Annotated in this window: 23 protein-coding genes; 12 read left to right on the top strand and 11 right to left on the bottom strand. The window is 70.1% G+C overall.

Translation table 11 applies throughout. From position 1 onward, the window contains the following. The 6 genes from RM812_RS21495 to RM812_RS21470 form a co-directional block, all read left to right on the top strand. On the top strand, positions 1-192 hold a 192-nt coding region (locus RM812_RS21495; protein ID WP_311574840.1), incomplete at its 5' end, for an acetyl-CoA carboxylase biotin carboxyl carrier protein subunit. A 1-nt stretch (position 193) separates the two neighbouring features. Next, positions 194-1,081, top strand: coding sequence for a metallophosphoesterase family protein (locus RM812_RS21490; RefSeq protein WP_311574839.1), 888 nt, complete (start codon positions 194-196; stop codon positions 1,079-1,081). Then, the gene (locus tag RM812_RS21485) at positions 1,078-1,785 is read left to right on the top strand and encodes a 4'-phosphopantetheinyl transferase family protein (RefSeq protein WP_311574838.1); all 708 of its coding nucleotides are present in this window, start codon (positions 1,078-1,080) and stop codon (positions 1,783-1,785) included. Before RM812_RS21490 ends, RM812_RS21485 begins: the two co-directional genes overlap by 4 nt. Positions 1,786-1,936: 151 nt before the next feature. Further along, complete coding sequence (locus RM812_RS21480; RefSeq protein ID WP_311574837.1) at positions 1,937-3,562, top strand: MFS transporter; 1,626 nt, start codon at positions 1,937-1,939, stop codon at positions 3,560-3,562. After that, positions 3,559-4,839 carry a cytochrome P450 family protein gene (locus RM812_RS21475; RefSeq protein WP_311574836.1) on the top strand — a complete coding sequence of 427 codons (1,281 nt, stop codon included), beginning with the start codon at positions 3,559-3,561 and terminating at the stop codon, positions 4,837-4,839. Before RM812_RS21480 ends, RM812_RS21475 begins: the two co-directional genes overlap by 4 nt. A gap of 10 nt (positions 4,840-4,849) precedes the next feature. Beyond that, positions 4,850-5,374: a pyridoxamine 5'-phosphate oxidase family protein gene (locus RM812_RS21470; protein WP_311574835.1), complete on the top strand. Its 525-nt coding sequence runs from the start codon at positions 4,850-4,852 to the stop codon at positions 5,372-5,374. Here RM812_RS21470 and RM812_RS21465 read toward each other — a convergent pair. The 7 genes from RM812_RS21465 to RM812_RS21435 form a co-directional block, all read right to left on the bottom strand. Beyond that, on the bottom strand, positions 5,361-6,032 hold the full coding sequence (locus RM812_RS21465; protein WP_311574834.1) for a thiaminase II/PqqC family protein: 672 nt from the start codon (positions 6,030-6,032) through the stop codon (positions 5,361-5,363). The two genes, RM812_RS21470 and RM812_RS21465, sit on opposite strands and share 14 nt — an antisense overlap. After that, a complete protein-coding gene (locus RM812_RS21460) occupies positions 6,029-7,822 on the bottom strand; it encodes an acyl-CoA dehydrogenase family protein (RefSeq protein WP_311574833.1) in 1,794 nt (597 codons plus the stop codon). Before RM812_RS21460 ends, RM812_RS21465 begins: the two co-directional genes overlap by 4 nt. Continuing rightward, on the bottom strand, positions 7,819-8,877 hold the full coding sequence (locus RM812_RS21455; RefSeq protein WP_311574832.1) for a methyltransferase: 1,059 nt from the start codon (positions 8,875-8,877) through the stop codon (positions 7,819-7,821). Before RM812_RS21455 ends, RM812_RS21460 begins: the two co-directional genes overlap by 4 nt. 34 nt (positions 8,878-8,911) lie before the next feature. After that, entirely contained in the window at positions 8,912-9,664 is a 753-nt protein-coding gene (locus tag RM812_RS21450) for an N-acetyltransferase (protein ID WP_311574831.1), read from the bottom strand. A gap of 31 nt (positions 9,665-9,695) precedes the next feature. Further along, entirely contained in the window at positions 9,696-10,466 is a 771-nt protein-coding gene (locus RM812_RS21445; protein ID WP_311574830.1) for a leucyl/phenylalanyl-tRNA--protein transferase, read from the bottom strand. 19 nt (positions 10,467-10,485) lie between these two features. Further along, positions 10,486-13,569, bottom strand: coding sequence for an amino acid adenylation domain-containing protein (locus tag RM812_RS21440; protein WP_311574829.1), 3,084 nt, complete (start codon positions 13,567-13,569; stop codon positions 10,486-10,488). A 256-nt stretch (positions 13,570-13,825) separates the two neighbouring features. Beyond that, positions 13,826-14,512 (bottom strand): DsbA family oxidoreductase, encoded by a 687-nt coding sequence (locus RM812_RS21435; protein ID WP_311574828.1) that lies wholly within the window; start codon positions 14,510-14,512, stop codon positions 13,826-13,828. Between the two features lie 181 nt (positions 14,513-14,693). On the opposite strand from RM812_RS21435, the gene RM812_RS21430 reads away from it, so the two are divergent. Both RM812_RS21430 and RM812_RS21425 read left to right on the top strand, forming a co-directional pair. Next, the gene (locus RM812_RS21430; RefSeq protein ID WP_394816498.1) at positions 14,694-15,524 is read left to right on the top strand and encodes an alpha/beta fold hydrolase; all 831 of its coding nucleotides are present in this window, start codon (positions 14,694-14,696) and stop codon (positions 15,522-15,524) included. 74 nt (positions 15,525-15,598) lie between these two features. After that, positions 15,599-16,534 carry an aldo/keto reductase gene (locus RM812_RS21425; protein WP_311574827.1) on the top strand — a complete coding sequence of 312 codons (936 nt, stop codon included), beginning with the start codon at positions 15,599-15,601 and terminating at the stop codon, positions 16,532-16,534. Between the two features lie 93 nt (positions 16,535-16,627). Here the strand turns inward: RM812_RS21425 and RM812_RS21420 are convergent, their stop codons facing one another. The 3 genes from RM812_RS21420 to RM812_RS21410 form a co-directional block, all read right to left on the bottom strand. Then, positions 16,628-16,939, bottom strand: coding sequence for a replication initiation protein, RepL2 (locus tag RM812_RS21420; protein ID WP_311574826.1), 312 nt, complete (start codon positions 16,937-16,939; stop codon positions 16,628-16,630). Then, entirely contained in the window at positions 16,936-17,388 is a 453-nt protein-coding gene (locus RM812_RS21415) for a MarR family transcriptional regulator (RefSeq protein ID WP_164288111.1), read from the bottom strand. Before RM812_RS21415 ends, RM812_RS21420 begins: the two co-directional genes overlap by 4 nt. 921 nt (positions 17,389-18,309) lie before the next feature. Further along, a complete protein-coding gene (locus tag RM812_RS21410; RefSeq protein WP_311574825.1) occupies positions 18,310-18,948 on the bottom strand; it encodes a ScbR family autoregulator-binding transcription factor in 639 nt (212 codons plus the stop codon). Positions 18,949-19,101: 153 nt separating this feature from the next. On the opposite strand from RM812_RS21410, the gene RM812_RS21405 reads away from it, so the two are divergent. Then, positions 19,102-19,947, top strand: a complete 846-nt coding sequence (locus RM812_RS21405) for an NAD(P)H-binding protein (RefSeq protein ID WP_311574824.1) — start codon at positions 19,102-19,104, stop codon at positions 19,945-19,947. 25 nt (positions 19,948-19,972) lie between these two features. On the opposite strand, the gene RM812_RS21400 is transcribed toward RM812_RS21405, so the two are convergent. Next, positions 19,973-20,971 (bottom strand): ScbA/BarX family gamma-butyrolactone biosynthesis protein, encoded by a 999-nt coding sequence (locus RM812_RS21400; RefSeq protein WP_311574823.1) that lies wholly within the window; start codon positions 20,969-20,971, stop codon positions 19,973-19,975. Between the two features lie 283 nt (positions 20,972-21,254). Here RM812_RS21400 and RM812_RS21395 point away from each other — a divergent pair, with 283 nt between their 5' ends. From RM812_RS21395 to RM812_RS21385, 3 genes are all read left to right on the top strand, one after another. Continuing rightward, on the top strand, positions 21,255-21,461 hold the full coding sequence (locus tag RM812_RS21395) for an acyl-CoA carboxylase subunit epsilon (RefSeq protein ID WP_311574822.1): 207 nt from the start codon (positions 21,255-21,257) through the stop codon (positions 21,459-21,461). Positions 21,462-21,584: 123 nt separating this feature from the next. Beyond that, positions 21,585-23,177, top strand: a complete 1,593-nt coding sequence (locus RM812_RS21390; RefSeq protein WP_394816497.1) for an acyl-CoA carboxylase subunit beta — start codon at positions 21,585-21,587, stop codon at positions 23,175-23,177. 11 nt (positions 23,178-23,188) lie between these two features. Next, positions 23,189-23,809, top strand: a complete 621-nt coding sequence (locus RM812_RS21385) for a ScbR family autoregulator-binding transcription factor (RefSeq protein ID WP_311574820.1) — start codon at positions 23,189-23,191, stop codon at positions 23,807-23,809. The last annotated feature ends 89 nt before the right edge of the window (positions 23,810-23,898 follow it).

Genomic DNA, 23,898 nt, shown 5'->3' with positions numbered 1-23,898 from the left:
CAGGGCACCATCGTCAAGATCGCGGTCGAGGAGGGCCAGCAAGTCCAGGAAGGCGACCTCATCGTCGTCCTGGAAGCCATGAAGATGGAACAGCCCCTCAACGCCCACAAGTCCGGCACCATCAAGGACCTGACGGCGCAGGTCGGCAACTCGCTGACGTCCGGGGCGGCGATCTGCGAGATCAAGGACTGATGTGAGCGGAACAAGAGGCAGCCTTCTCGCCATCAGCGACCTGCACATCGCCTATCCCGAGAACCGCAAGATCGTGAACTGCCTGCGGCCGGAGCACGACGAGGACTGGCTGATCGTTGCGGGCGACATCGGAGAACGGGCCGCGGACATCGCATCGGCCCTCACCACACTCAGCCGGCGCTTCGCCAAGGTCATCTGGGCACCCGGCAACCACGAGCTGTGGACCCCGCGCGAGGACCCTCTGCAGTTGCGTGGCCGGGAACGCTACGAGCACTTGGTGGCACTCTGCCGCGGCCTCGGCGTCCTCACGCCCGAAGACCCCTACGCGGTGTGGCGCGGTGCGGGCGGTCCGGTGACGGTGGCGCCGCTGTTCGTCCTGTACGACTACAGCTTCCGCGCGCCCGGCACCACCACCAAACGTGCGTCCTTGGCCGCCGCCTACGAGCAGGGCGTCGTGTGCAGCGACGAGTTCCTGCTGCACCCGGACCCTTACCCCACCCGGGAAGCCTGGTGTCGCGCACGGCTCGTCGAGACCGAGCGGCGTCTGGAGAGCCGCGACCCCGACCTTCCGACCGTGCTCGTCAACCACTTCCCGCTGATCAAGGAGAACACCGAGCTCCTGCACCACCAGGAGTTCGCGCAGTGGTGCGGCACGGTGCGCACCGCTGACTGGCACCGCCGCTTCCGCGCACTGAGCGTCGTGTACGGCCATCTGCACATCCCGCGCACCACCTGGCACGACGGCGTACGCTTCGAGGAAGTGTCCGTCGGCTATCCACGGGAATGGCGTCGCCCCGCCCATCCCGCCACCGGGCTGCGCCGCATCCTCCCGTATCCCTCGACCGGCGCCGTGGCCGCGCCGAACCTGGTCAAGGCCGAGCACGCATGATCGAGGAACTGCTGCCTCCCGGAGTCGTGGCCGTCGAGGCCTTCCACGACCTGCCCGACTTCCCCCTCTACCCCGAAGAGTTCGAGGTCGTCAGAAGGGCGAGGGACAGCAGGCGCCGGGAGTTCGCCACTGTGCGCTGGTGCGCGCGCAGGGCCCTGGCCCGCCTCGGGCGGCCCCCCACGCCCGTACTGCCCGACGCACATGGTGCCCCGCAATGGCCCGACCACATCGTGGGGAGCCTCACCCACTGCACCGGCTACCGGGCGGCCGCGCTCGCCCGGACCGACGACATCACCATGCTCGGCATCGACGCGGAGCCCAACGAACCCCTCCCTGCCTGTGTGCTGGAGACCATAGCCCTGCCCGCCGAACAACGTCTCGTCGCCGAACTCACCGGTACGGCTCCCGGCATCCACTGGGGCCGGCTGCTGTTCAGCATGAAGGAGACGGTCTACAAGAGCTGGTACCCGTTGACAGGGCAACGCCTCGACTTCGAGGACGCCACGTTGACGTTCAGCGCGGACAGCCCCCGCTACACGGCCCGCGTCCGCATCCCGCGCCCTGCGCCGCGCAGCCCCGGGGTGCACATCTGGGAAGGCCGCTGGTTGTGCCGTGGCGGACTCCTGCTCACGGCCCTCACGGTGACCCGGAACGGTACCGGCCACCCGGAACCGAACGCGCGGGACGTGGCCCTCGGAGTCTGAGAAGCCACCCGCCCCGAATCGGTTGCGGCCTGGGCAAGTCGGCGTAGTCGCAGGGGAGAGCCAGGAGCGACCTTGACGTCTCTGCTCACCGAACGTAACGTCCACGTACCCGTACCCCGTAGGGGTAAGTGACCGCGAAGGGAGAACTCCCGTGTCCTCGGCGAATGACGCGGCCGATCAGGCCGCCTCCGGGCCCCCGCCGACGGCAGGACGGAAGGAATGGGCCGCGCTGGCCATCCTCGTGCTGCCCACGATGCTCCTGTTCATGATGCTCACGATCCTGTTCCTGGCGATTCCGTATCTCGCCGCGGATCTCACCCCGAGCAGCACGCAGACGCTGTGGATCCTGGACATCTACGGCTTCCTCATGGCCGGCTTCCTCGTGCTCATGGGCACGCTGGCCGACCGGATCGGGCACCGTAACCTGTTGATCGCCGGCGCGGCCGTGTTCGGCGTCGTCTCGGTGGCTGCCGCGACCACCGACGACCCGGCCATGATGATCTTCTGGCGGGCCCTGCTCGGTCTCGCGGGTGCCGCCCAGGTGCCGGCCACGCTCGGCCTGATCTTCACGACGTTCCATGACGCCAGGCAGCGCGGTGTGGCCATCGGCGCCTGGGCCGCGGGCATCTCCGGAGGTGTCGCGCTCGGCCCGCTGCTCAGTGGGCTGCTCCTGGACGCCTTCTCCTGGCGGGCCACGTTCCTGGTGGCCGTCCCCGTGATGGCGGTCGTGGTGATCGGAGCCCCGCTGCTGCTGCCCAGGCACCAGCACACGGGCGGTGGGCGACTCGACTTCTTCAGCGCGCTGCTGCTGCTCGCGGCCATGCTGCCGTTCGTCTACGGGATCAAGTCCATCGCCACCGACGAGGCGCTGTCGGTCTCGCTGGGCACCATCGGGGTGGGCCTGGTCTTCGGCGTGCTGTTCGTCGTGCGACAACTGCGGGCCGCCGCACCGCTGGTGGACGTGCGCCTCTTCGGCAACCGCACCGTCAGCGGTTCCCTGGCCGTGTTCGTCCTCGCACCGACCGGCATCGGCGGCGTGTACCTCATGTTCAGCCAGTTCCTGCAACTGGTGAAGGGGCTCTCGCCGATCGAGACGGGACTTGCCATCCTGCCGGCCGCGCTCATCCTGATCGTCGTCGCCACCTTCTCGCCCATTCTGGCCCGGCGGGTGCGGCCCGGTTACATCATGGCCACCGGCCTCGCCGTCCAGGTCGTGGGCTATCTGCTGCTCGCTCAGGTGGGACCGGCCACCGGACTGCCCTGGCTGATCGCCAGCTTCATCGTCGTCTACCCGGCCGTGGCACCGTCCATGACGCTGCCCAACGAACTCATCGTCAGCTCCGTTCCGCCGGAGAAGGCCGGTGCGGCGAGCGGTCTCAGCTCGACGGTGAACGACCTCGGCATCTCCCTCGGCGTAGCGATCGTCGGCAGCATCGGTGTCGCCCGATACCGCCACGAGATCGAGGGCGCTCTGCCCGACGGCCTGTCGGCCCAGGACGCCGAGGCCGCACGGAACAACCTCGACGGTGCCGTCGCCGCCGCGGGCCGGCTCCCGGACGCGGACGCCGACGCGCTGCTCCGGGTGGCGCGGGACGCCTTCGCCGACGGACTCGGCACGGCCGCCACCGTCGCGGCGGGCATCGCGGCGGTCGGTGCGCTCGTCGCTGCCTTCGCGCTGCGGCACGTGCCGCCGACCGGCCAGGCCGCCGCGGCCGGCGAAACGGGTACGGCGGACACGGCGGCGCAGCCGGGCGAGACGACAGGAGCGAAAGCGTGATCGCCTTCAGCGCGGAGCCCACCGCGACCCTCGGCAGTACGGGCGGCGCGTGCATGTACGCACAGGTCGACCGGTTGCGTGAGACGGGCCCTGCCGTACCGGTCCTGCTGCCGGAAGGCGTCGCGGCCTGGTCGGTCACCCGAGGAGACGTCGTACGGCGGCTGCTCACCCATCCCGGTGTCTCGCGCGACCTCAAGAAGACCGTGCCCGGTTACCAGCCGGGCTCCATACCCTGGCTCTCCCCATGGGTCGACGTGGACTCCATGGCCACCGCCGAGGGCAAGGAGCACGCCCGGCTGCGCAAGCTGATCACCCCGGCGTTCAGTCCGCGGCGTGTCGACGCCCTGCACGGACGCCTGGAAACGCTGGTCACCCGACTGCTCGACGACCTGGCGGCACTACCGGGCGACGAAGTGGTCGACCTGCACGGCGCGTACTCCTACCGGGTCCCGACGGAGATGATCTGCGACCTGTTCGGGGTGCCGGAGAAGCAGCGGCCCGAGGTGCTGAGGCTGTTCCGGGCCGTGGGACAGACCGCGGTGTCGGAGGAAGAGTCGATCGCCGTCAACGACGCCCTCGTCGCGGAGATGCGCAGCCTCATCGCCACGAAGCGCCATCAGCCGGACGAGGACCTCACGAGCTTCCTGCTCGCCGCGCACGAGGAAGGCGAAGGCGTCGCGGAGCAGCCGCTCACCGAGCACGAACTGATCTCCACGCTGCTGCTGATGATCGGTGGGGGAAGCACCACCACCATCAACCTGATCGACCACACGGTCCGCGAACTCCTCTCCCGCCCCGACCAGTTGAGGACGGTACTGGCCGACCCGGCCCGCTGGGACGACGCCGTCGAGGAGTCGATGCGCGTGCACTGCCCGGTCATGCACCTGCCGATGCGCTGGGCCACCGAGGACATCGACCTCGGCGAGGGAATCGTCGTCCGGGCCGGCGACGCCATCCTGATCTGCTACGGCGCACACGGCCGCGACCCCGAAGTGCACGAGGACCCCGGCACCTTCGACATCGACCGAGCGGACAAGAACCACCTCGCGTTCGGCCTCGGCGCCCACTTCTGCCCCGGCTCACGGCTCGCCCGGCTGGAGGCCCGGGCGGCCCTGCCCGCACTGTTCGCGCGCTTCCCGCGGCTGGAACTCGCCGTACCACCGGAGGAAGTCGAGCCGGTGCCCACCTTCATCGGCAACGGCATCACCTCACTGCCGGTGTACCTGCGCCACGACAGCCGACCGGGTGACCGGTCACGCGCGACACGTGAAGAGTGAGGAGAACACCATGAGCGCAGCGGAGGAGCCGGCCGTTCGTACCCGCGCGCTGCTCGACGGCGCACGGTACCTGAACCTGGCGACGGTGTCCGAGAGCGGCGAACCGTGGGTGGCGACGTTGCAGTACGCCTGGCTCGGCGGCCCGCTGCGACTGGTGTTCGGCTCGTCCGACGGCTCCCGCCATGGACGTGACATCTCCGCCACGCCACGAGTCAGCGGATCGCTCTTCGTGGCGGGGAAGGGGGACGGCCTCGACGTCGGTGCCGTCGACGGAGCCCAGTTCACCGGGGTGTGCACGGAACTGGACGGCGACGCGCTGGACCAGTACCACGCGTTCTTCTACGAGGCGTTGTTCCCGGACGAGCGGGAGCGTGCGCGCTGGATGCTGCCGCAGACGTCGCTGCGGGCACCGGCCGACCACCGGCTCTACCTCGTCGAGGTGGAGCGGTGGTGGCTGGTGGACACCCGCACCTGGGAACACGACCGGATCGACCGACGGCGCGAAGTGGACCTGGACGAACTCACCCGGGCCTGACGCCTTCGGAGGCGATCTCGGCGAGGGTGCTCCAGAACAGCTTCTCGTACCGGTGCACCATGCGGGCCGTTCGTACGGCCGCCGCCGGGGCGTCGCCCCCGGCCAGGCCCGATTCCAGGGTGGCGGCGGCCTGGTCGAGGACCTCTCGCGGAGTCTCGGCGAAGTAGCGGAAGTGCGCCACCGAGCCGTCACCGAGACCGTACGCGGACTGCAGCGCGTCGGCCGCCCGGGCATACGTGGCCCCGGATTCGGCCACGTTCGCGAGAAGCGCCAGCGCCAGGTCGCTGCGGCTGCCGAAAGCCGCGGTCTGGGCCAGGAAGGCCGGGTACGCCTGAGCCAACGGCTCCGACTCGTACGCCCGCAGCCGCTCTTCGTCCAGCCCCAGTCCGGCGGCGAATCCGAGCAGCAGCCGCAGGGCCTCGCTCTCGCCCTGGGCCAGGGCGAGAAACAGATCGTCCCCCGTGGGATCCGGAAAACGAACCGCGGCCAGCGCGAAGCTGCGGCGATCGCTGGAGACCAGTCGGTACAGCTCGCCCGCGAGCGCGGCGAGATGCCCCTGGGAGATCCGGCCCGCTTCCAGCAGGTCGAGAAAGCGGTTGGGCGTCGGCCCGGCCATCTGTCGCCGTGCCTCGGCGATGAGGCGGTCCACTGCGTTCACTGGTCCCCCTTCCGGGCCCCGACGGCTCCCCCGGCCGCCGGGTCCCGCCTCTTCGGCACACGTCTGCGCAGGTCGGGGCCGGTCGCGGGCCCAGGGGCGGGGATCGCGATCCAAGGCCCTTCGACGGAGGTGTCGATGACGTCCTCCTCCAGCCAGACGTAGCGCTCGTCGAGCAGTCGACGGGCCACGACCCGGTCCCCGGTGTCGGTGTTCCCGGTGAGCTGAGCGAACAGCGCTTCGACCCGGCGCCCGGACTGGGCGCAGAACGCGTCGGCGAGCTCGACCGCCCCCTCGCCCCCGCTCGCGTGGGCAGTGGCGTACACACAGCTCGCGGCCATCGCGTACAGCTCCGCGCCGATGTCGATCAGGCGGCCCAGATGGCGCTGCCGGTCATCGACGGATGCCTCGTCGTGATGGAGGGCGAACGCGCGGAGCTGCTCGGCCAGACGCCTGGCGGAACTCCGGGCCGACCGGAGGTGCGCTCCGAGCCGGCCGGTGAACTCGGGTCCGCTCCGCGGAACGTGCTCCCGGTACTCCGTCTCGCGGTGGCGACCGAGCACTGCCTGGGCGAGGTACGACCGCAGCGCCTCACTCGAGCCGTCGAAGATCCGGCCGATACGCAGATCCCGCAGGAGCCGCTCCACCGGGACGCCACGCTCGCCGCGGGCCACCGCCGAGTCGGCGGTCTCGTAGCCGCGGCCCCCACGGATCTGCATCAGCTCGTCGGCGACCAGCCAGGTCTGCTCCGAAGCGAACAGTTTGGCCAGCTCGGCCTCGACCTGGGTGCCGCGCCGGTCGGCGTGGTGACCGGTGATCTCGACCATCGCCTCCAGGGCGAAGGCCGTCGCCGCGATGAACGACAGTTTGCCGGCGACCGCGTCGTACGCGCCGATGGGTCGCCCGCCCTGCACCCGGGCCCCCGCCCACTCCCGGGCGATCTTCACGCTCCACTTCGCCGCTGCCGCGCACACGGCCGGCAGCGAAAGCCGCCCCGTCTCCTGCGCGGCGAGCGCGATGTCGAGCCCCGCCCCCTCCGCACCGATGCGGTGGCACGCGGGGACGGTCACGTCGTGCAGCCGGATCACACCGTTCTCCAGACCGCGCAGACCGAGGAACTCGCTGCGGTGCTCCACCGTCACGCCGGGGCTGTCGGCCTCGACGACGAAGGCCGTGGTCCCGCCGGGGCCCTCCCCGGATTCCGGGACCCGGGCGAGGACGACCAGCAGGTCGGCGATGACACCGTTCGTGGCCCACAGTTTGACCCCGTTGAGGGTGTACGTGTCCGACGAGAGGTCTCTGACCGCGGTGGTGCGCACCTGGAACGGATCGTTGCCGAGCTCCGGTTCGGTAAGGGTGAACGCGGAGATCTCCCGGACGCACCGGGGGAGAAAGGTCCGCCTCTGCTCCTCGGTGCCGAACAGGGCGAGGGGCTGCGGGAGACCGATGGCCTGGTGCGCGGCCAGCAGTTCGCCGAGGGACGCGTGCACGCTGCTCACGAGCATGAGAGCCCGGTGGTAGCAGGCCCCCGAGAAGCCGAGGCCCCCGTACTCCCGAGGGATCCTGATGGCCAACGCGCCGAGGTCCTTCAACCGCTCGATGACGCGATCCGGGATGCTGCCTGCACGCTCGATGAGGTGACCGTCGACATCCGTGACGCAGAACCGCCGCAGCCGGGCGAGGAACTCCTCCTCCGCCGCGCTCAGCTTCAGGGGGGCGTCCGCGGGCAGGGTCAGCAGGTCGGTGCGGAGCCGCCCGAGGAACAGCTCCGCACCGAAGTCGGGCCCGGTCACCGCGCCTCGCCGGGCACGGCCTCGATGAAGGAGAGCGGGCCTGCCGCGCCGAGACGCACCGCACGGACGGTGAAGCCGGTGTCCTCGAGCATGGCCCGGAACTCGCTCTCGGTACGCTCCCGGCCACCCGTGTTGACCAGCATGTTCACGTCCGTGAAGAACATGATGGGGAACTCGGGGGAGGAGGTCTCGGGCAGGACGGTCCCCACGATCAGCAGCGTGGCCGCATCGGGCATCTGCGCCCGGACGGAGCGGAGCAGAGCGCGGGAGTCTTCGTCCCCCCAGTCCTGGAAGACGCTCTTGATGACGTAGAGGTCCCCGTCGGTGGGGATGTCCTGGAAGAAGTCCCCGGCCATCACCTCACACCGGTCGGCAACTCCGGCGGCCGCCACCACACCGGGTGCCTCGGCCACGCCGCTCGCGCTGTCGAAGACGACGCCGCGCAGATGCGGATTGCCGGGCAGGACCGCGGCGAGCAGGGTGCCGTCACCGCCGCCCAGGTCCACCACCTTCTTGAACCCGGAGTAGTCGTACCCCGCGGCGAGCTGACCGGCCGCGATGCGAGACTCCTCGCCCATGGCCTCGTTGAACAGGGCGCTGAGTTCGGGCTGCTCGGAGAGGTGGGCGTAGAACTCCTTGCCGAAGACGTGGTCGTACGCCCGCTCGCCCGAGGAGATCGCGTGGCCAAGACCCTGCCAGGCGGAGAACAGGGACGGATGGCAGAACATACGGGCGAAGGCGCGCAGCGAGTCGGGGGAGTCGGAACGAAGCTGCGCACCGACCTCCGTCAGGGCGAAGCGGCCCGGCTCGGGCTCACTGGTGATGCCCACGGCGGCGAGCATGCGCAGGAGACGCCGCAGAGAAGGCTCGTGCGTCCGGGTCTCGGCGGCGAGTTCCGCGCTGTCCCGGACGCCGTCCTTGATCAGGTCGGCCAGGCCGAGTTCGGCGGTCAGGCCGATGGCGTGGGCCGTCATGTAGCCGCCTATCCGCTCGATCAGCGCGGCCCGCAGGCTCATCCGCTCGGCCGGGGTGTGCTCAACTGTGCTGCTGGTCATGGAAGTTCGGTCCCTCTCCGTGGACGTTGCGGGATCAGAGCCGGTGTCGCACCCAGACATTGGGTTCGACGTACACGGCGTGGTCGCGGCCGACATCCACCGCGACCGGGGACAGCGCGCCGGGAACGATCACGTGTCCGCTGCTGTCGAAGGGCAGGCCGGTCCACTCCCGCCACTGCGCGAGGCTCCCGGAGATCGTCATCGACGCCGGGCAGACCTTCAGGACCTCACCGCCCGCCCTCGCGTGCACGCGCAGCCAGGGGTCTTCGGGCAGTCCGTCGGGCCGGGAGCGCGCCACGTACCTCGCCATGGGAGTGAGCGGCTCGGCTTCCTTGCGACTGGGCCGCACGGGGACGACGATGTCGTGCAGCCCCGATCGCCGTGCGTGGTCGGCCAGCGCGGCGAGTGTGCGCGCCGACAGGTCCTCGCCCCGGCGCCCCGGCACCACGGCGATCTCCAGGGCGCACAGCGCGGTGAATCTCCGCCTGCCATGGGTGTCGGCGAGGCACTGACGGAGCGCCTCGTCCCAGCCGGTGTCGGGCAGTGAGGCGGCATCGCCGTCCCAGGCCAGGGGCACGGTGGCGGCGCGGGCCACCACCGTGGATCCGCCCTCGTACACCACGAGCTGGTGCTCGGAGTGCCGTTCGAACGCCCAGTGCACGAGGACGGGGTCGGGCCGGACGTACGCGGGCCAGGACGACTCCATGGACAGCATCGCCTGTTCCAGGTCCGGGCGTTCGGCGAGCGACGCGGCACGCAGATGGCTGCCGATCACGGGGCGGGGCATGGCGGACCTCCGGTGGAGCCCTGAAGGGGCATCAGTCGGCCAGTCGGCCGGCGGGCAGCGTGGCGGTGGACAGTGCGGTGCCGCGGTGCGGGGCACGCAGGAGCTCGACGTAACGTGCGCGGGGCACGGGCCGCGCCCCGAGGAGGCGGACGTGCTCGCCGTCCTGCTGGACGTCGACGGCGGTGCCGCCGGCCTCGGCGAAGCGCCGGACCAGGTCGACGACCGCGGTCTTCCCGGCACCGCTGCGCAGGGTGAACTGGGAGTCGGCGCTGAACACGGCCCCGACACGGACGCCGAAGGTGCCGCCGACGAGCGTGCCGTCCTCCCAGACCTCCACGCTGTGCGCGTAACCGAGCTGGTGCAGTCGGCACAGTCCGGCGACCAGGTCGTCGGTGAGCCAGCGCTCGGAGCGCCCTTCCCGGCACTGGGCGACCACACGTTCGAAACAGGCGTCGGCGGTGGTGGTCCACCGCGAGGCGTTCCGCAGCTGGCGGCGAAGGCTGCGCTGCACACGGACCTGCTCGACGAGGATCAGCGGCCGGGGATCGGGGGAGCACCAGGCAACGGAGTAGGGGTCCCGGGAGCCGGGGAGTACCAGGACGCGCCCGGTCGCCACTTCGGGCTCGTACAGCATCTCGTTGAGGAACCGCTGTTCGACACTCTCGGTGGGGAAGGGATACAGGCCGCGGCGGTAGGCACCGAGGAGGTTCTGGGGGCGCAGGTCGTCGCCGAAGGCCACGGGCCCTTCGGCGGGGGCGTTCGTCAGCTCCAGGGATTCCCAGGCCGACCGGAGGCGGGTCACGTCAGGGAGCACGGCCGCCTCACAGGAAGTCGACAGCGGTCAGGTACCGGATGTAGCGGTCGAGCATCTCACCGTCGACGGGGGGAATGCTGATGCCGCTGTCCGCCAGGGCGGTCTCGACGTTGTCCCGGCCGAAGGCGGGGAACGTCGTCTCCAGGTACATCTCCGCCACGCTCATCTCACCCGTGGAGCAACGGTCGATGAACAGGGGAGCGAAGGGGGTCATGGGGTGGCCGGGCTGCTCCACGGCGGTCTTCACCACCTGCTCGAGCCACTCGTCCCAGGGAACGTCCCGGATGGTGTGCCCGTGGGCGCGCAGCCGGTCGGTGAGCACGGAGACGTTCACCTTGCCGGGGTTGGTGAGGTGGTACACCTCGCCGCCCGGCAACCTGGTCGCGGCGATGTGCGCCACGGCGGCCGCGAACACGTCCACCGGCGTGTAGTCCAGGGGAAGCTCGGCCACGGGCGCCATGCCGGTGTCCACGATGAACTTCTTCATCGCGCACATCTCGGTCGCCGTGTTCCAGGCGCCGCACTTGCGGTCCCCGGAGATGTCGGCGGCCCGGTAGATGGCCACGGGGAGACCTGCTTCGGCGGCGTTCTGCAGCAGTGCCTCGGCGACCCACTTGCTCTCGACGTAGCCGACGGACAGCCGATCGGCGTGCGCGGCAGGGGTCTTCTCCGTGACGTACCGGACGCCGGCGGTGCCGAAGCCGGAGATCACCGCCATGGTGGAGGTGTAGTGCACCGGCGCGTTGCGATAGCGGGCGGCCAGACGGATGACCTCCCGGGTGCCCTCCACGTTGGCGGCGCGCATGTGCGTGTACGGGTAGATGAAGTTGACGAGCCCACCCGGGTGGTGGATCACGTCCACGACGCGCGCGAGGCCGTCGAAGTCCGCCTCGGTCAGACCGAGCCGGGGCTCGGCGAGGTCCCCGGGTACGGCGACGACGCGCCCGGAGGAACAGTGCTCGGCCAGGTCGTCCCGGAAGTAGTGCAGGGCGTTGGACCGGACACGCCGCATGGCGTCGTCCGCGTCGTCGGCACGGACCAGGCAGTGCACCGTGGCCTTGGTGGTCGCGAGCAGTTCACGCAGGAGGTAGACGCCGAGGAAGCCGGTGGCCCCGGTGAGCAGGATGTGCGCCGGGTCCTGCCAGTGCGCGGGGTCGGTGGGGGTGCGTCGCACCTCCACGCCGAGCTCGGCCTCGGCCGCGAAATCCACCTGCCCGGCGTCGTTCTCGAGCGTGCCCGCCCTGGCTGCTTCGACGGCGGTGGCGAAGCCGCGCAGGGTGGCGTCGTCGAGCAGGAGCCGGATCAGCGGCCGTACCTGAGTGATCAGGACGCCGATCGAGGCACGCACCTTCGCGATGAGCTCGGCGGCCAGGAGCGAGTTCCCGCCCAGCTCGAAGAAGTTGTCCCCCGCACGTACTCGCTGTACGCCGAGCACCTGGCGCCAGATGCCGGCCACCGCCTGTTCCAGCGGAGAGAAATCCCGGTCCTCGGGCCGGGGTCCGAGGGCCTCCCGCGGCGGCTCGCCGGCGGTCATGGAGCACAGTTCCGGTACCGGCAGGGCATCCATGTCGACCTTGCCGTTGCTCGTCACCGGCATCTCGGGCAGGGACACGAGCGCCGACGGCACCATGTAGGCGGGCAGTCGTCCGGTGAGGTAGGCGCGCACGTCACGGGAGCCGAACTCCGGCCCGCCCGCCGGGGTCGTCACGTAGTACGCGGCGATCTCGAGCTCCCCCCGCCGGCAGTAGGGCTTCACCGCGGCGTCCGCGATCAGTTCGTGCGCGGTGAGCGTCGCCTCGATCTCCGCGGGCTCGACCCGGAAGCCGCGCACCTTGATCTGCCGGTCCGCGCGACCCAGCACGCGCACCTCGCCGCCGCGGGACAGCGTGCCGAGGTCACCGGTGCGGTACAGCCGGGCCCCGTCGCCCTCGGCGTGCGGGTCGGGCAGGAACCGGGTGTGGTCGGCCCCCGGGGTGAGGTACCCGTGGGCGACGCCCGGCCCACCTATGTAGATCTCGCCGCGCGTTCCGTCCGGGACCGGTCGCAGGTCCTCGTCCAGCACCCGTACGACAGTGCCGGGCAAAGGAGTGCCGACGGGCACGGGGCCGTTCTCCGGGAGGCTCTGGGGCGTGATCTCCATCGTGCAGGACGTGATGGTGGTCTCGGTCAGTCCGTACGCGTTGACCAGCCGCGAGCGCGGCATGAGCCGCAGAGCGATGCGGCACTCCTCGGCGTGCACGGCGCTGCCGCCCACCAAGGTGAGCCGGACCGGCAACTCGACGTGTTCCAGGGCGAGTTCGGTGAGGAAGGCGCGCCAGTACGAGGGCGTCAGATCCATCACGGTGACCTGGTGGGCGAGGAGTTGCCCGGCGAACTCACTGGGGGCCCAGATCCGGTCGGGAAGAACCAGCGTGGCCCCGTTGAGCAACGTGACGAGCATCTGCTCGACGGAGGTGTCGAAGGTGATCGCCGCGAACTGCAGCACCCGGTCCGAAGATCCGATGCCGTACCGCTCGTTGATCTCGCGGAGGAGGTATGCCACCGAGGCGTGGCTGACCCGGACTCCCTTGGGGGCGCCGGAGGACCCCGAGGTGTAGATGACGTAGGCGCTGTCCGATCCCTCCATCCCCGCGACGGCAGGGCCCTGGACGGTGGAGGATGCCTCCGGGGGAAGGGCGGGGTCGACGACCGAGACTCCGAGGCCGTCGAACCGGTGCGACGCGGAGGGAAGCGCGATGACGGTCGTGCAGTCCGTCTCCTCCGCGAAGGCCTTGATACGACAGCCGGGGACGCCGGGCTCCACCGGCAGGTAGGCCGCGCCCGCCTTCAGCGTCGCGAACAAGGACACGATCAGGTCGATCGACCGCTCCAGGTGCACCATCACCACGGATCCACGCCGCACTCCCTGGCCGCGCAGGCGGTGGGCCAGCTCCTCGGCCCGGCCGTCGAGTTCCGCGTAGCTGATGTGCTGCTCGCCCTGCCGCACCGCCACCGCGTCGGGCCGCTCCGCTGCACGGAGCGCGAAACGCTCGTGGACGAAGAGTTCGCGGGCGTCGCGCCCATGGGCGGACGGTGTTCCGTCGTGTGCCATTGATCCCCTCGGTTCCGTTCTGGACGGGGCCGGCGGGCAGCGTCCGGGCGCGCCTCATCGCCCCCGCGGCCGTGGTCGTCCCCCGCGATTCCGCTCGGGTGAAATGGATGCTCAGCTTTGCTTCCGCCGTCGCAGCCGAACAATTCGCAGTCGCCAAAGTCGGCACCAACCGAACGGGACCGGGGCTCGGACGGCGGCCGTGGCGCGGTGCCGCGCCCGTTCCGACGCGGCACCGCGCCACGGGACGACGGCTTCGCTACTGCTGCGCTGTCACCGCGGGGGCGCCGGCGTCCGCTCCGGCCCGGGTGGTGGCGCTCCAGGCCTCTTCCAGGATTCCGGTGAGCGCCGTCACGGTACGCACGCCGGACACCGGAACGCTCCCGCTGACCAGCATGAAGGGCACACCCATTCCGCCGAGCCGGGTCAGCTTCCTGGAATCGGCGCGGACGGCGTCGGCGAAGGCCGCTGGATCGGCGAGCACCGCGCGGGCGTCCTCCGGGGCGAGGCCTGCCTCCTCCGCGAGAGCGACGAGCCGCTCGTCGTCGTTGAACAGCGACCTCTCATCGGCGTAGTTGGCCAGGAACAGCAGATCGAGCAGCTCGTGATCACGCCCCCGCTCCCGGGCGAACTGCAGGAGCCGGTGCATGTCGTGGGTGTTGCCGTGGTCCCGGTTCTGGATGTACCCGAGGCCGTCGGCCGCGGTGAGCCGGGTGAGCCTCCGCTCGTTGTCCTTCGCCTGCTCCTCGCTCCAGTGGTGGGAGGACATCAGCATCGGAATGACCAGCTGGACGTCGCTCTTGGCGCGATGAGGGTCCAGTTCGAAGGACCGGTGCACGACCTCGAGGCGATCGCCGTGGGCGAAGGCGGCTTGCGCCTTCTTGAACCGGGCCCGACCGAGGTAGCACCAGGGGCAGGTGATGTCCGACCAAATGTCAACGCGCACAGGGAAGCTCCTTCTGGCAGGACCGGCATCCTGGACACGCCGGCCCCTCGGTGGGTACGTCTCGACAGGGGCGGAACACGCCGGGAACCCACGTGCCCGCACCGCCCGCCGCCCGTAGCAACTCGCACGCTCGCGCCAAAGGTCCCGGTCCGTGACCCAGGCACACTTCGAGGAGGAAACGATGGGGGACACCTTCACGCGACAGGATGCGGCGGCAGCCGAACCGGTGCACGTCACCGTGTGGGAGGACGGAGAAGGCGACCGGCCGACCGTGGTCCTGGCGCACGGGATCCTCACCTGGGGCGACGACGAACAGTACGGTTTCGCGGCACAGCGGCCGCTGGCCGACCGGTACCGGTTGCTGGTGATGGACCGCAGAGGCTACGGGCGCAGCCCCGACATCGCGCACAGCGACTGGTCGGTCGACGCCCAGGACATCATCGGCCTCCTCGGTACCGGCGCCCACCTGGTCGGGCACGCGTACGGTGGGGTCAGCGCCATGGCTGCCGCCGCACGCCGTCCGGACCTGGTCCGCTCACTCACCCTGATCCAGCCCGGCGCGTTGCGGCCGGCCGAGCGGCACCCGGTCGTCGCCGAGGCGCTGGAACGGGCCCGCGCGGCCACCGCGACGCTGCCCGTCGGCATGACGCCCCTGGAATACCTGCGGGCGGCCACCGGGTCGGTCGGCATGGCGACACCGGAACCGACACCGGCGCGGCTGCGCGCGGCGGCCGCGTCCATGACCGAACGTCCCTGCTGGGACGCGGACATCCCGCTCGGACCGCTGGCCGAGGCACCCTTTCCGAAGCTGATGATCTCCGGTGACTGGACCGGGGCACCCGAGCAGTACCGGAAGTACGCCGGCGAGCCGCTGATCGCCTGCGCCGACTTCGTCGCCCGGGCCATCGGTGCCGGCCACGTGGTAGTCCCCGGGTACTACCCGCACACCCAGCAGCCCGGCCGGGTCAACGCCGCACTGAGGGAGTTGTGGAACCGCGCCGACCCAGGGTGACCGGCTGCCGGTTCCGGTGCTCCGTCGATCCATCGCTTGACTTGGAGCGCGCTCGAATTCCGAGGATGGGCGGCATGGACCTCACACCCTGCCAGATCGTCCTCGGGACGATGGACTTCGGCACCCGCGTTGCCCCCGACCGGGCCTTCGCGATCCTCGACTCCTTCGTCGCCGGCGGCGGGGTCTGGCTCGACACCGCCAACTGCTACTCCTTCTGGACCGACCCCAGCGGTGTCGGCGGCGCCAGCGAGCGCGTCATCGGCGCGTGGCTCCGGGCCCGCCCCGGCGTGCGCGACACGGTACGGATCGCCACGAAGGTCCGCCACAACCCGCTCGTCCCGCACGCGCCGGAAAGCGCCGAAGGTCTGTCGGCGCGCGCCGTTCACGCCGGTGTGGAGGAGAGCCTGGGGCGTCTCGGAGTTGATCAGGTCGATCTGCTCTGGGCCCACGCGGAGGACCGTACCGTGCCGCTGGAGGAAACGGTCGGCGCCTTCGGCGAGTTGGTCGGGAAGGGAGTGGCCGTCCGGGTCGGTGCGGCGAACCATGCCGCCTGGCGCGTGGAGCGCGCCCGGTCGCTCGCGCGGGACCGGGGCGTGGAACCGTGGACGTTCCTGCAACTGCGCCACTCACTCGTCCAGCCGCGCCCCCTCACCCCGGTCGCGGAGGGCGGCCACCGCCTGCTCACCGCCGAGGACCTGGACCTCGCGCGGTCGGAGGGGCTCGCCGTGTGGTCGTACAGCTCGCTGATGTGGGGTTCCTACGTGCGCGCGGACAAGCCGCTTCCGTCAACCTATGATCACCCCGGTACCACTCGGGTGCTCTCGGTCCTGGACGACGTCGCCGACGAGCTCTCCGTCACGAGGAACCAGGTCGTCCTCGCATGGCTGATGCACCAGGGGATCGATCCCATCGTCGGCGCGAGCCGGGTGGAGCAGATCGAGGAAGCACTTGCCGCACGCCGTGTGCGGCTCGCCGACGAGCACCTGGCGCGCTTCGCCGAAGCACGGTAGCGGTGGTTGTCATGCGCCTTGCGGCAACCGAGGCGTCCTGGGGAACGTTCCTCATTGACGCCAAGTCAATGAGGAACGTCCCCCAGGACGGTTTCATGTCGCGCGGCGCAGGGGAACGACGACGCTCTCGCCGAGGGCCTTGGGGCTGAGGCGGTAGTAGCGGATGTGGGCGAGCCTGTCGGACTCCTCGAGCCACCCGGACTGGATGACCTGCTTGCGGGTGCGGGAGAAGACGGGGGCGGACATGCCCACCAGCGCGGCGAGGTTGGCCGCGGTCTCCACCACCGCGCCGGCCCGGTCGGTCGGGTGCAGCGCGTAGAGCATGACGACCAGACGCTGGTTGGCGGTCATGCCGGCCGTCGCCTGCAGCAGTTCCAGGTTCTTCTGCTTGCCCTCACTGGTCACTGCGCCTCCCACCGGGCAGGGGTCATTTCGTTGAAGCCGGGGATGTCCGGAGGGTTGCACGTTTTCACCGCTTCGCGCTGCTCGAGTCCCGTTCCATGGAAGGCAATGTACGGGCTGATCCGGTAGAGGTTGTAGTTGCCGATCCGGCCTCGCACCACCAGGATCCGGTGCTTGACCAGCTTCCTGTTGATCTTTCCGACGGCATCGGTGGACATACCGACCCGCCGGGCGATGTCCGCCCCCGTCGCACGCAGCGGATCCATGCCCTCGGGTGAGACGCCTATCCACCACAGGACCAGGAACTTCTGGCTGGGGGTGAACGCCTTGGACTCGGTGATCGCCTCGACGCGCGCCTTGTCCACCTGCGTGTGCCGCCCCGAGAAGGCGTACGGCGCATAGGGGACCGGCTCGCCCGTCTCGGCATCGACCAGTCTGCGTAATGCTCCCAACGGGCCCCTCCGTGCGCAGGGTGGCGGACAAGCATCGGTCATGGCTGCGATGCCGACCTGATGAACCTAACGGACATGAGCAGGAAGTCAATCAACTCGGTTCACAGACTGGACCGTTGCTCTCCCCGCGTCACCGAAGGGCCAATTTACCCGCCTCTGCTCATTGCTCTCACGTCAATCCAGGCAGCCCTCAGGATCGTGGCACTCGGTTCCCCAGAACTGCCTCCCAGTTCCGTCGGACTGCCTGGCGGTTCGACGGAACTGGGCTGAACGGCACGTCTGTGCAGGTCAGGGACCATGTGCGGCCGACGCGCTCTCTTGCTTGTACCTGACGGTCGGCGACGGGCACGGGGTGCTCCCACCGCCCCCGTCGGCACAGCGCGCACCGGTCCTCGGGCACACACTTCGGCCACGGCTCCGGTGTCGTTCCCTGGATCCGTTCTCGACCACGATTCCGCGCCCGTTCGAACCCGTACCACCGAAAGCCCGCCACGATGCGGCCGCAGTCGACCGAGCAGGCGCGCGTGTGTTTCCAGCAACCCGTACGGGCCCCGGCCGCGTTGCTCTGCATGTCAGGGCCGAGGCGGTGGATGCGTGCCTGCCGAGTTCCGGCAGCAAGGGGCGTGAGTCCACGAATCGGGGCCCGGGAGTGCGCGAGCAGACCGCCGGCGGTCCGTGCCGCGACCGCTGCCGCGGCACGGACGGTGTGATCCGTCAGCGGGCGGCCGTTCGGGTCCATGCTCATCACCACGGTCCGCTCGGCGGTGGGCGTCGGCAGCGGCGGCAGGGTGCGCATGTTGCGCGGCGAGCCGACTTCAGCACGGGATGCCCGAGCCGTGGTGAAGGGAGTGATGACGGTCGGCGGGGCGTGAGCGGTGCTGCGTCCGGGACCTTCCGGTCGTGGTCCGCGGCGCTGTCCCGTCAGGCGGCCAGCATCTCGGCGTGGACCCTGGCGCCCCGGTCCCCGGCGATGTCCACCGAGGCCAGGACCGAGGGCAGCACGATGCTGGGCAGCAGGTGCCGCAGCAGGGCGTTGACCCGGACGGGGAGGTCCTGGTACTCGCTGAGCGCGTGGGACATGGACTGGACTCCCGCGTACGAGCCCACGAGAACGTCCGAGGTCTCACCGGGCAGGACGTGGGGCAGCAGCTCTCCCTGGGCGCCGGCCTTCTCCAGCCGTTCGCGGGTGACGTCGCTCCACTGCCGGAAGGGCCCGGTGCGGTCGAGTTCCGTGGAGAGCTGGTCCATGGTCAGCCGCACCGCCGCCCGCACCATGGGGTCGCTCTGCAGCCGGTGGGTGTGCAGCATGACGATGTCGACGACTTCCTGGGTCTTGGACGGCCTGTCGGGCACGCTGAAGTCCCGGTTCTGGGCCGCGAGCACCTCCTGGGCGAGCTCGTCCTTCGACGGGAAGTGGAAGTACAGGGCCCCCTTGGTCACACCGGCCTTGGCGAGGATGTCGGCGATGGTCGCCGCCTTGTACCCGCGCTCGTTGAAGACCGTGGCCGCGGCCAGCATGATGTTGTGGCGCGTCCGAATAGCCCGCTCCTGCGCTGCCATGCTGCCCTCCAGCTGTCCGACGAACCCTCGGAAGGCTTCGCATACAAACCGTCCAGTTCGTATTTTAACGTCAACCAGCATGCGGCAAGGAAGTGCACGCCGGTAACTTCGGAGCGGACAGGCGATGATTGGCCACAGGTCGGGGGAGGACGGGTGATTCTGGTTACTGGTGCCACCGGGACGGTGGGGCGCGAGGTCGTCCGTCGGCTGCCGGCCGACGCGGAGGTGCGCGTACTGACGCGGGACCCCGCGCGTGTGACGGGCGCCGATCACGCCACGGTCCTGCGCGGTGACTACGGCGATCCGTCGTCGCTGGACGCCGCGCTGCGCGGAGTGCGCAGCGCGTTCCTCGTCACGACCCGGGTCGCCGGTGACCAGGACGCGCGTTTTCTGCGGGCCGCCCGCGCGGCGGGGGTGGAGCACGTGGTCAAGCTGTCCGCCGCCGGCGTCGAGGACCCGGCGGCCGACGACCTGATCGCCCGCTGGCAGCGGGAGAACGAGGAACTGCTGTTCGCTTCCGGTCTGGCCTGGACCCTGCTGCGACCGCGCTCGTTCATGTCCAACACGCTTTCGTGGGCGCCGGCCGTCCGCACCGAGGACGTCGTGCGGGACCTGTACGGCGAGTCGCCCAACGCCTGCATCGACCCCGGGGACATCGCGGAGGTGGCGGTGCGCGCCCTCACCGGCCCCGGGCACGCCGGCCGCGCGTACACCCTCACCGGACCCGAGGCGGTCACGGCGGTCGAACGGACGGCCCAGCTCGCGCATCTGCTGGGCCGTCCTTTGCGCTTCGAGGAGCTGGGGCCGGAGCGGGCTCGTTCCCGGTGGAGCGAGCGGTATCCGCCGGCCGTGGTGGAGGCGCTGCTGCGCAGTGCGCGGCGGCAGCGGGAGGGTGCCAAGGCTCAGGTGACACAGACCTTCGCCGGGTTGGTCGGCAGACCACCTCGGACGTTCCGGGAGTGGGCCGCCGACCACTTGGACAGTTTTTCCGGGAACTGACGTGCCCCGCGGACCGCGGGGCACGTCAGTCGGTGCGCGCCGCCGCCGTCACGGTGCAGGAGAAGACGAGCCCGCCCTGCTGGTGTCCCGTCACGTGGACGGCCAGGTGGCCGTCGGCCTGGGGTGGCAGCGGGTTGGCCTCGATCACGCACGGGATGTCCAGCTCGGCGTACTGCAGGAGTTCGCTGGTGATGCCGAGCGGGAACAGCGAGGACCGCCCCAGGACCCCTGCCGCCGCCTGCCGTGCCGCCTCGAGGAGCACCATGCCCGGTACGTGGTCGCCGGGGTGGTCGAAGAGCACGGGGTGCTGCGTGTCCAGTCGCAGCTGCCAGCGGTTCGGTTCGCCGATGGGGGAGAGCACCACGTCGGCGGGGGACATGCGTCCCACGCTCTGCGGCGCGGCGGGGGCCGTCAGCGGCAGGGGACGGTGATCGCTGCTGAACACGTGCTCGGGGCGCACCCTCCGGTACACGGCGGGGGAGACGCAGGAGAAGGAGTACAGGCCCGTCGCGGCGACGTGGCCGTCGCGACGCACGGCCGTCTCGTAGCGGAGGGCGGCCAGCCTGCCACCGCGCATCTTGATGTCCCTGCACGTCACCTCGAGCTCTAGCGAGGCCGGCGCCTGATGGATCATCATGTGTTCCGGATGGACACGGAGGCTGAGGTCGTGCAGCAGGTAGTGGTGACCGAAGGGGACGCCGAACTCGGCATGCCCGAGAAGGGAGCCGACCTGGCGGATCGTTTCCGCGGCGATGAGAGGGTCGTGGAACCGACCGTCGACCGGGGTGAAGAAACTGTGGCTCCGCGGCCACTGGGCGGCCACTTTGAAGCGCGTCTCGTCCACGCGCTCCCAGTCGGTCAGCATGACCTCGGCGACAGCCGCGCGGTGCACCAGCTCCTTGGGAACGGTTGTGGTGAGGTTCGGGTAGCGAAGCAGGCCGGATCCCCATCGCGAAGTCTCGACGTGCAGTTCCTGGGCCTGGCCGATTGTCGAGCGTGTTGCGGGAAACGCGCTGGTAGCCATTCCTCCCCCTGAGAATCGACATATCGAAAGCGCACCGCCATCGGGTGGCAGACGAAAAGAAAGATAGAGACCAACCGGTTTGATTACTAGGGGAATCCTGCCCTCCGGCGAGGTTGTCTCGGAGGGAACCCTTCCGGAAACCGTCCCTCCGCCCGGCACCCTGCTCTCTTGCCCGCAACGGAACCTCTTCGATCTTGACGGCGGCCGTGACGGGTCTCAAGCGGAACTGCAGCGGTTGTGTAGCGCCGTGGCGGACGGTGGCCGCACGTCGAGAGGAGGGGACATGGCCGAATCGGACAACATCGGGCCCGCACTGCGGATCGAACGTGGATGTGCCAGTGACGAGGAGTTGGCCGCGGTCGCCGTCGTGCTGTACTCGCTGTCGGCCGGGCGGGGTGACGAAACGGGCACGGAGGACACTCCCGAGGCCCCCCTGTGGCAGCCCGAGCGGTCCGCCGCGGCCTATCGGTCCCCTTACAGCTGGCGGTAGGCCGGCATCTTCCATGGCTGATTCCTGTGCGCGCCACGCTCCCCGTATACAAACCGCACGGATGGTTTGTTACGGTGAGGCCATCTACCGGGCCGCGCCATGAGGGAGGGACGAATCGTGACGATACTCAATGACATTCCTCGAGCGGCGACCCTTGCGGAACCGACGGACGCGCGCGGGCGGGTGGCCGAGCTGCACGGGGTGCGTGCGCAGGCGCTGGCCGGGCCGAGCGAGAAGGCGACGGCGGCGCAGCACGCCAAGGGCAAGCTGACGGCGCGGGAGCGGATCGAGCTGCTGCTGGACGCGGGTTCGTTCCGTGAGGTCGAGCAGTTGCGTCGGCACCGGGCGACGGGGTTCGGGCTGGAGGAGAAGAAGCCGTACACGGACGGTGTGGTCACCGGCTGGGGCACGGTGGAGGGCCGTACGGTCTTCGTCTACGCGCACGACTTCCGGATCTTCGGCGGTGCGCTGGGTGAGGCGCACGCCACGAAGATCCACAAGATCATGGACATGGCCATCGCGGCGGGTGCGCCGCTGGTCTCCCTGAACGACGGCGCGGGCGCCCGTATCCAGGAGGGTGTGAGCGCCCTGGCCGGGTACGGCGGCATCTTCCAGCGCAACACCAGAGCCTCGGGTGTGATCCCGCAGATCAGCGTCATGCTCGGTCCGTGCGCGGGCGGGGCGGCGTACTCGCCCGCCCTGACGGACTTCGTGTTCATGGTCCGCGAGACCTCGCAGATGTTCATCACCGGCCCCGACGTGGTCAAGGCCGTCACCGGTGAGGAGATCACCCAGAACGGCCTCGGCGGTGCCGACGTGCACGCCGAGACGTCCGGTGTGGCGCACTTCGCGTACGACGACGAGGAGACCTGCATCGCCGAGGTGCGCTACCTCCTGTCGATGCTCCCGCAGAACAACCGCGAGTACCCGCCCTGCGCTCCCTGCTCCGACCCGCAGACCCGCCGCTCCGAGGTGCTGCTGGACCTGGTTCCGGCGGACGGCAACCGGCCGTACGACATGGCCAGGGTCATCGAGGAGATCGTCGACGACGGCGAGTACCTGGAGGTCCACGAGCGCTGGGCCCGCAACATCATCTGCGCCCTGGCCCGCCTGAACGGACAGGTCGTCGGCATCGTCGCCAACCAGCCGCAGGCCCTGGCCGGCGTCCTGGACATCGAGGCCAGCGAAAAGGGCGCCAGGTTTGTCCAGATGTGCGACGCCTTCAACATTCCGATCGTGACCCTCCTGGACGTTCCGGGGTTCCTGCCGGGTGTGGACCAGGAGCACGGCGGGATCATCCGGCACGGGGCGAAGCTGCTCTACGCCTACTGCAACGCCACGGTGCCGAGGATCTCGCTGATCCTCAGGAAGGCCTACGGCGGTGCCTACATCGTCATGGACAGCCAGTCGATCGGCGCGGACCTCACCTATGCCTGGCCGACGAACGAGATCGCGGTGATGGGTGCCGAGGGCGCCGCGAACGTGATCTTCCGCCGGCAGATCGCCGACGCCGAGGACCCCGAGGCCATGCGGCAGAAGATGGTCAAGGAGTACAAGGCCGAGCTGATGCACCCCTACTACGCGGCCGAACGCGGACTGGTCGACGACGTCATCGACCCCGCCGAAACCCGCGAGGTGCTCATCCGCTCCCTGACCATGCTCCGCACCAAGCACGCCGACGTGCCGTCCAGAAAGCACGGCAACCCACCGCAGTGACGGAGCAAGTGATGGTCAAACAGGAACGTGCGGTGCGCACGCGGGAAGCCCTCATCAGGTCCGCGGCCGAGGTCTTCCACCAAGAGGGCTTCACCGCTGCCTCGCTCACCGTGATCAGTTCGAGGGCCGGGGTGAGCAACGGGGCCCTGCACTTCCACTTCGCCAGCAAGGCGGTGCTGGCGGACGCGGTCGAGGACGCGGCCGCCGGCGTACTGCAGACCATCATGGACCGGAGGAGCAGTGCGGCGTCCTGCATCCTCCAGCACATCGTCGACGCCACCCACGAACTCGCCTGCGGGCTGCGGAACGACGCGGTCCTGCGGGCGGGGTTCGAGCTGAGCGGGGAGGCGGGCCGGGTGCCGCGCACCGACCTGCGGCTGCGCTGGAAGAGCTGGGTCACGGACATGGTCGAACGGGCGGGGCACAGCGGCGAGTTGCGCGAGACCGTGGCACTGGAGGGCGTCGCGTCCGCCGTGGTGGCCGCCACCGTGGGCTTCGAGGTGCTCGGCAACCGGGACGCGGCATGGCTGTCCCGGCGCACGGTCTCCCAGTTCTGGCTGCTGCTCCTGCCGGCGCTCACCTCGGTGTCCTTCGCCGGCGACCTGGAGGCCGGGGGGTCCTCGCCACGATAGATCCAGAACCGTTCGGTTTGTTTTGGCGCCCTTCCTTATCCGGACAATCCGGTCATGCTCGAAGGAAGGGCGCTCTTCTTGTCTCCGTG

Source organism: Streptomyces lancefieldiae, assembly GCF_031845825.1.
Taxonomy (GTDB): domain Bacteria; phylum Actinomycetota; class Actinomycetes; order Streptomycetales; family Streptomycetaceae; genus Streptomyces; species Streptomyces lancefieldiae.
Note: the sequence above shows the minus strand (reverse complement) of the source record. Positions and strands in the feature narration are given on the sequence as shown.

Bases quoted from the DNA above. Each gene is read 5' to 3' on its own strand.
- RM812_RS21485 (WP_311574838.1), top strand. From the start codon at position 1,078: ATGATCGAGGAACTGCTGCCTCCCGGAGTCGTGGCCGTCGAGGCCTTC.
- RM812_RS21440 (WP_311574829.1), bottom strand. From the start codon at position 13,569: ATGGCACACGACGGAACACCGTCCGCCCATGGGCGCGACGCCCGCGAA.
- RM812_RS21450 (WP_311574831.1), bottom strand. From the start codon at position 9,664: ATGCCCCGCCCCGTGATCGGCAGCCATCTGCGTGCCGCGTCGCTCGCC.
- RM812_RS21430 (WP_394816498.1), top strand. From the start codon at position 14,694: ATGGGGGACACCTTCACGCGACAGGATGCGGCGGCAGCCGAACCGGTG.
- RM812_RS21400 (WP_311574823.1), bottom strand. From the start codon at position 20,971: ATGGCTACCAGCGCGTTTCCCGCAACACGCTCGACAATCGGCCAGGCC.
- RM812_RS21470 (WP_311574835.1), top strand. From the start codon at position 4,850: ATGAGCGCAGCGGAGGAGCCGGCCGTTCGTACCCGCGCGCTGCTCGAC.
- RM812_RS21425 (WP_311574827.1), top strand. From the start codon at position 15,599: ATGGACCTCACACCCTGCCAGATCGTCCTCGGGACGATGGACTTCGGC.
- RM812_RS21455 (WP_311574832.1), bottom strand. From the start codon at position 8,877: ATGACCAGCAGCACAGTTGAGCACACCCCGGCCGAGCGGATGAGCCTG.
- RM812_RS21385 (WP_311574820.1), top strand. From the start codon at position 23,189: ATGGTCAAACAGGAACGTGCGGTGCGCACGCGGGAAGCCCTCATCAGG.
- RM812_RS21395 (WP_311574822.1), top strand. From the start codon at position 21,255: ATGGCCGAATCGGACAACATCGGGCCCGCACTGCGGATCGAACGTGGA.
- RM812_RS21410 (WP_311574825.1), bottom strand. From the start codon at position 18,948: ATGGCAGCGCAGGAGCGGGCTATTCGGACGCGCCACAACATCATGCTG.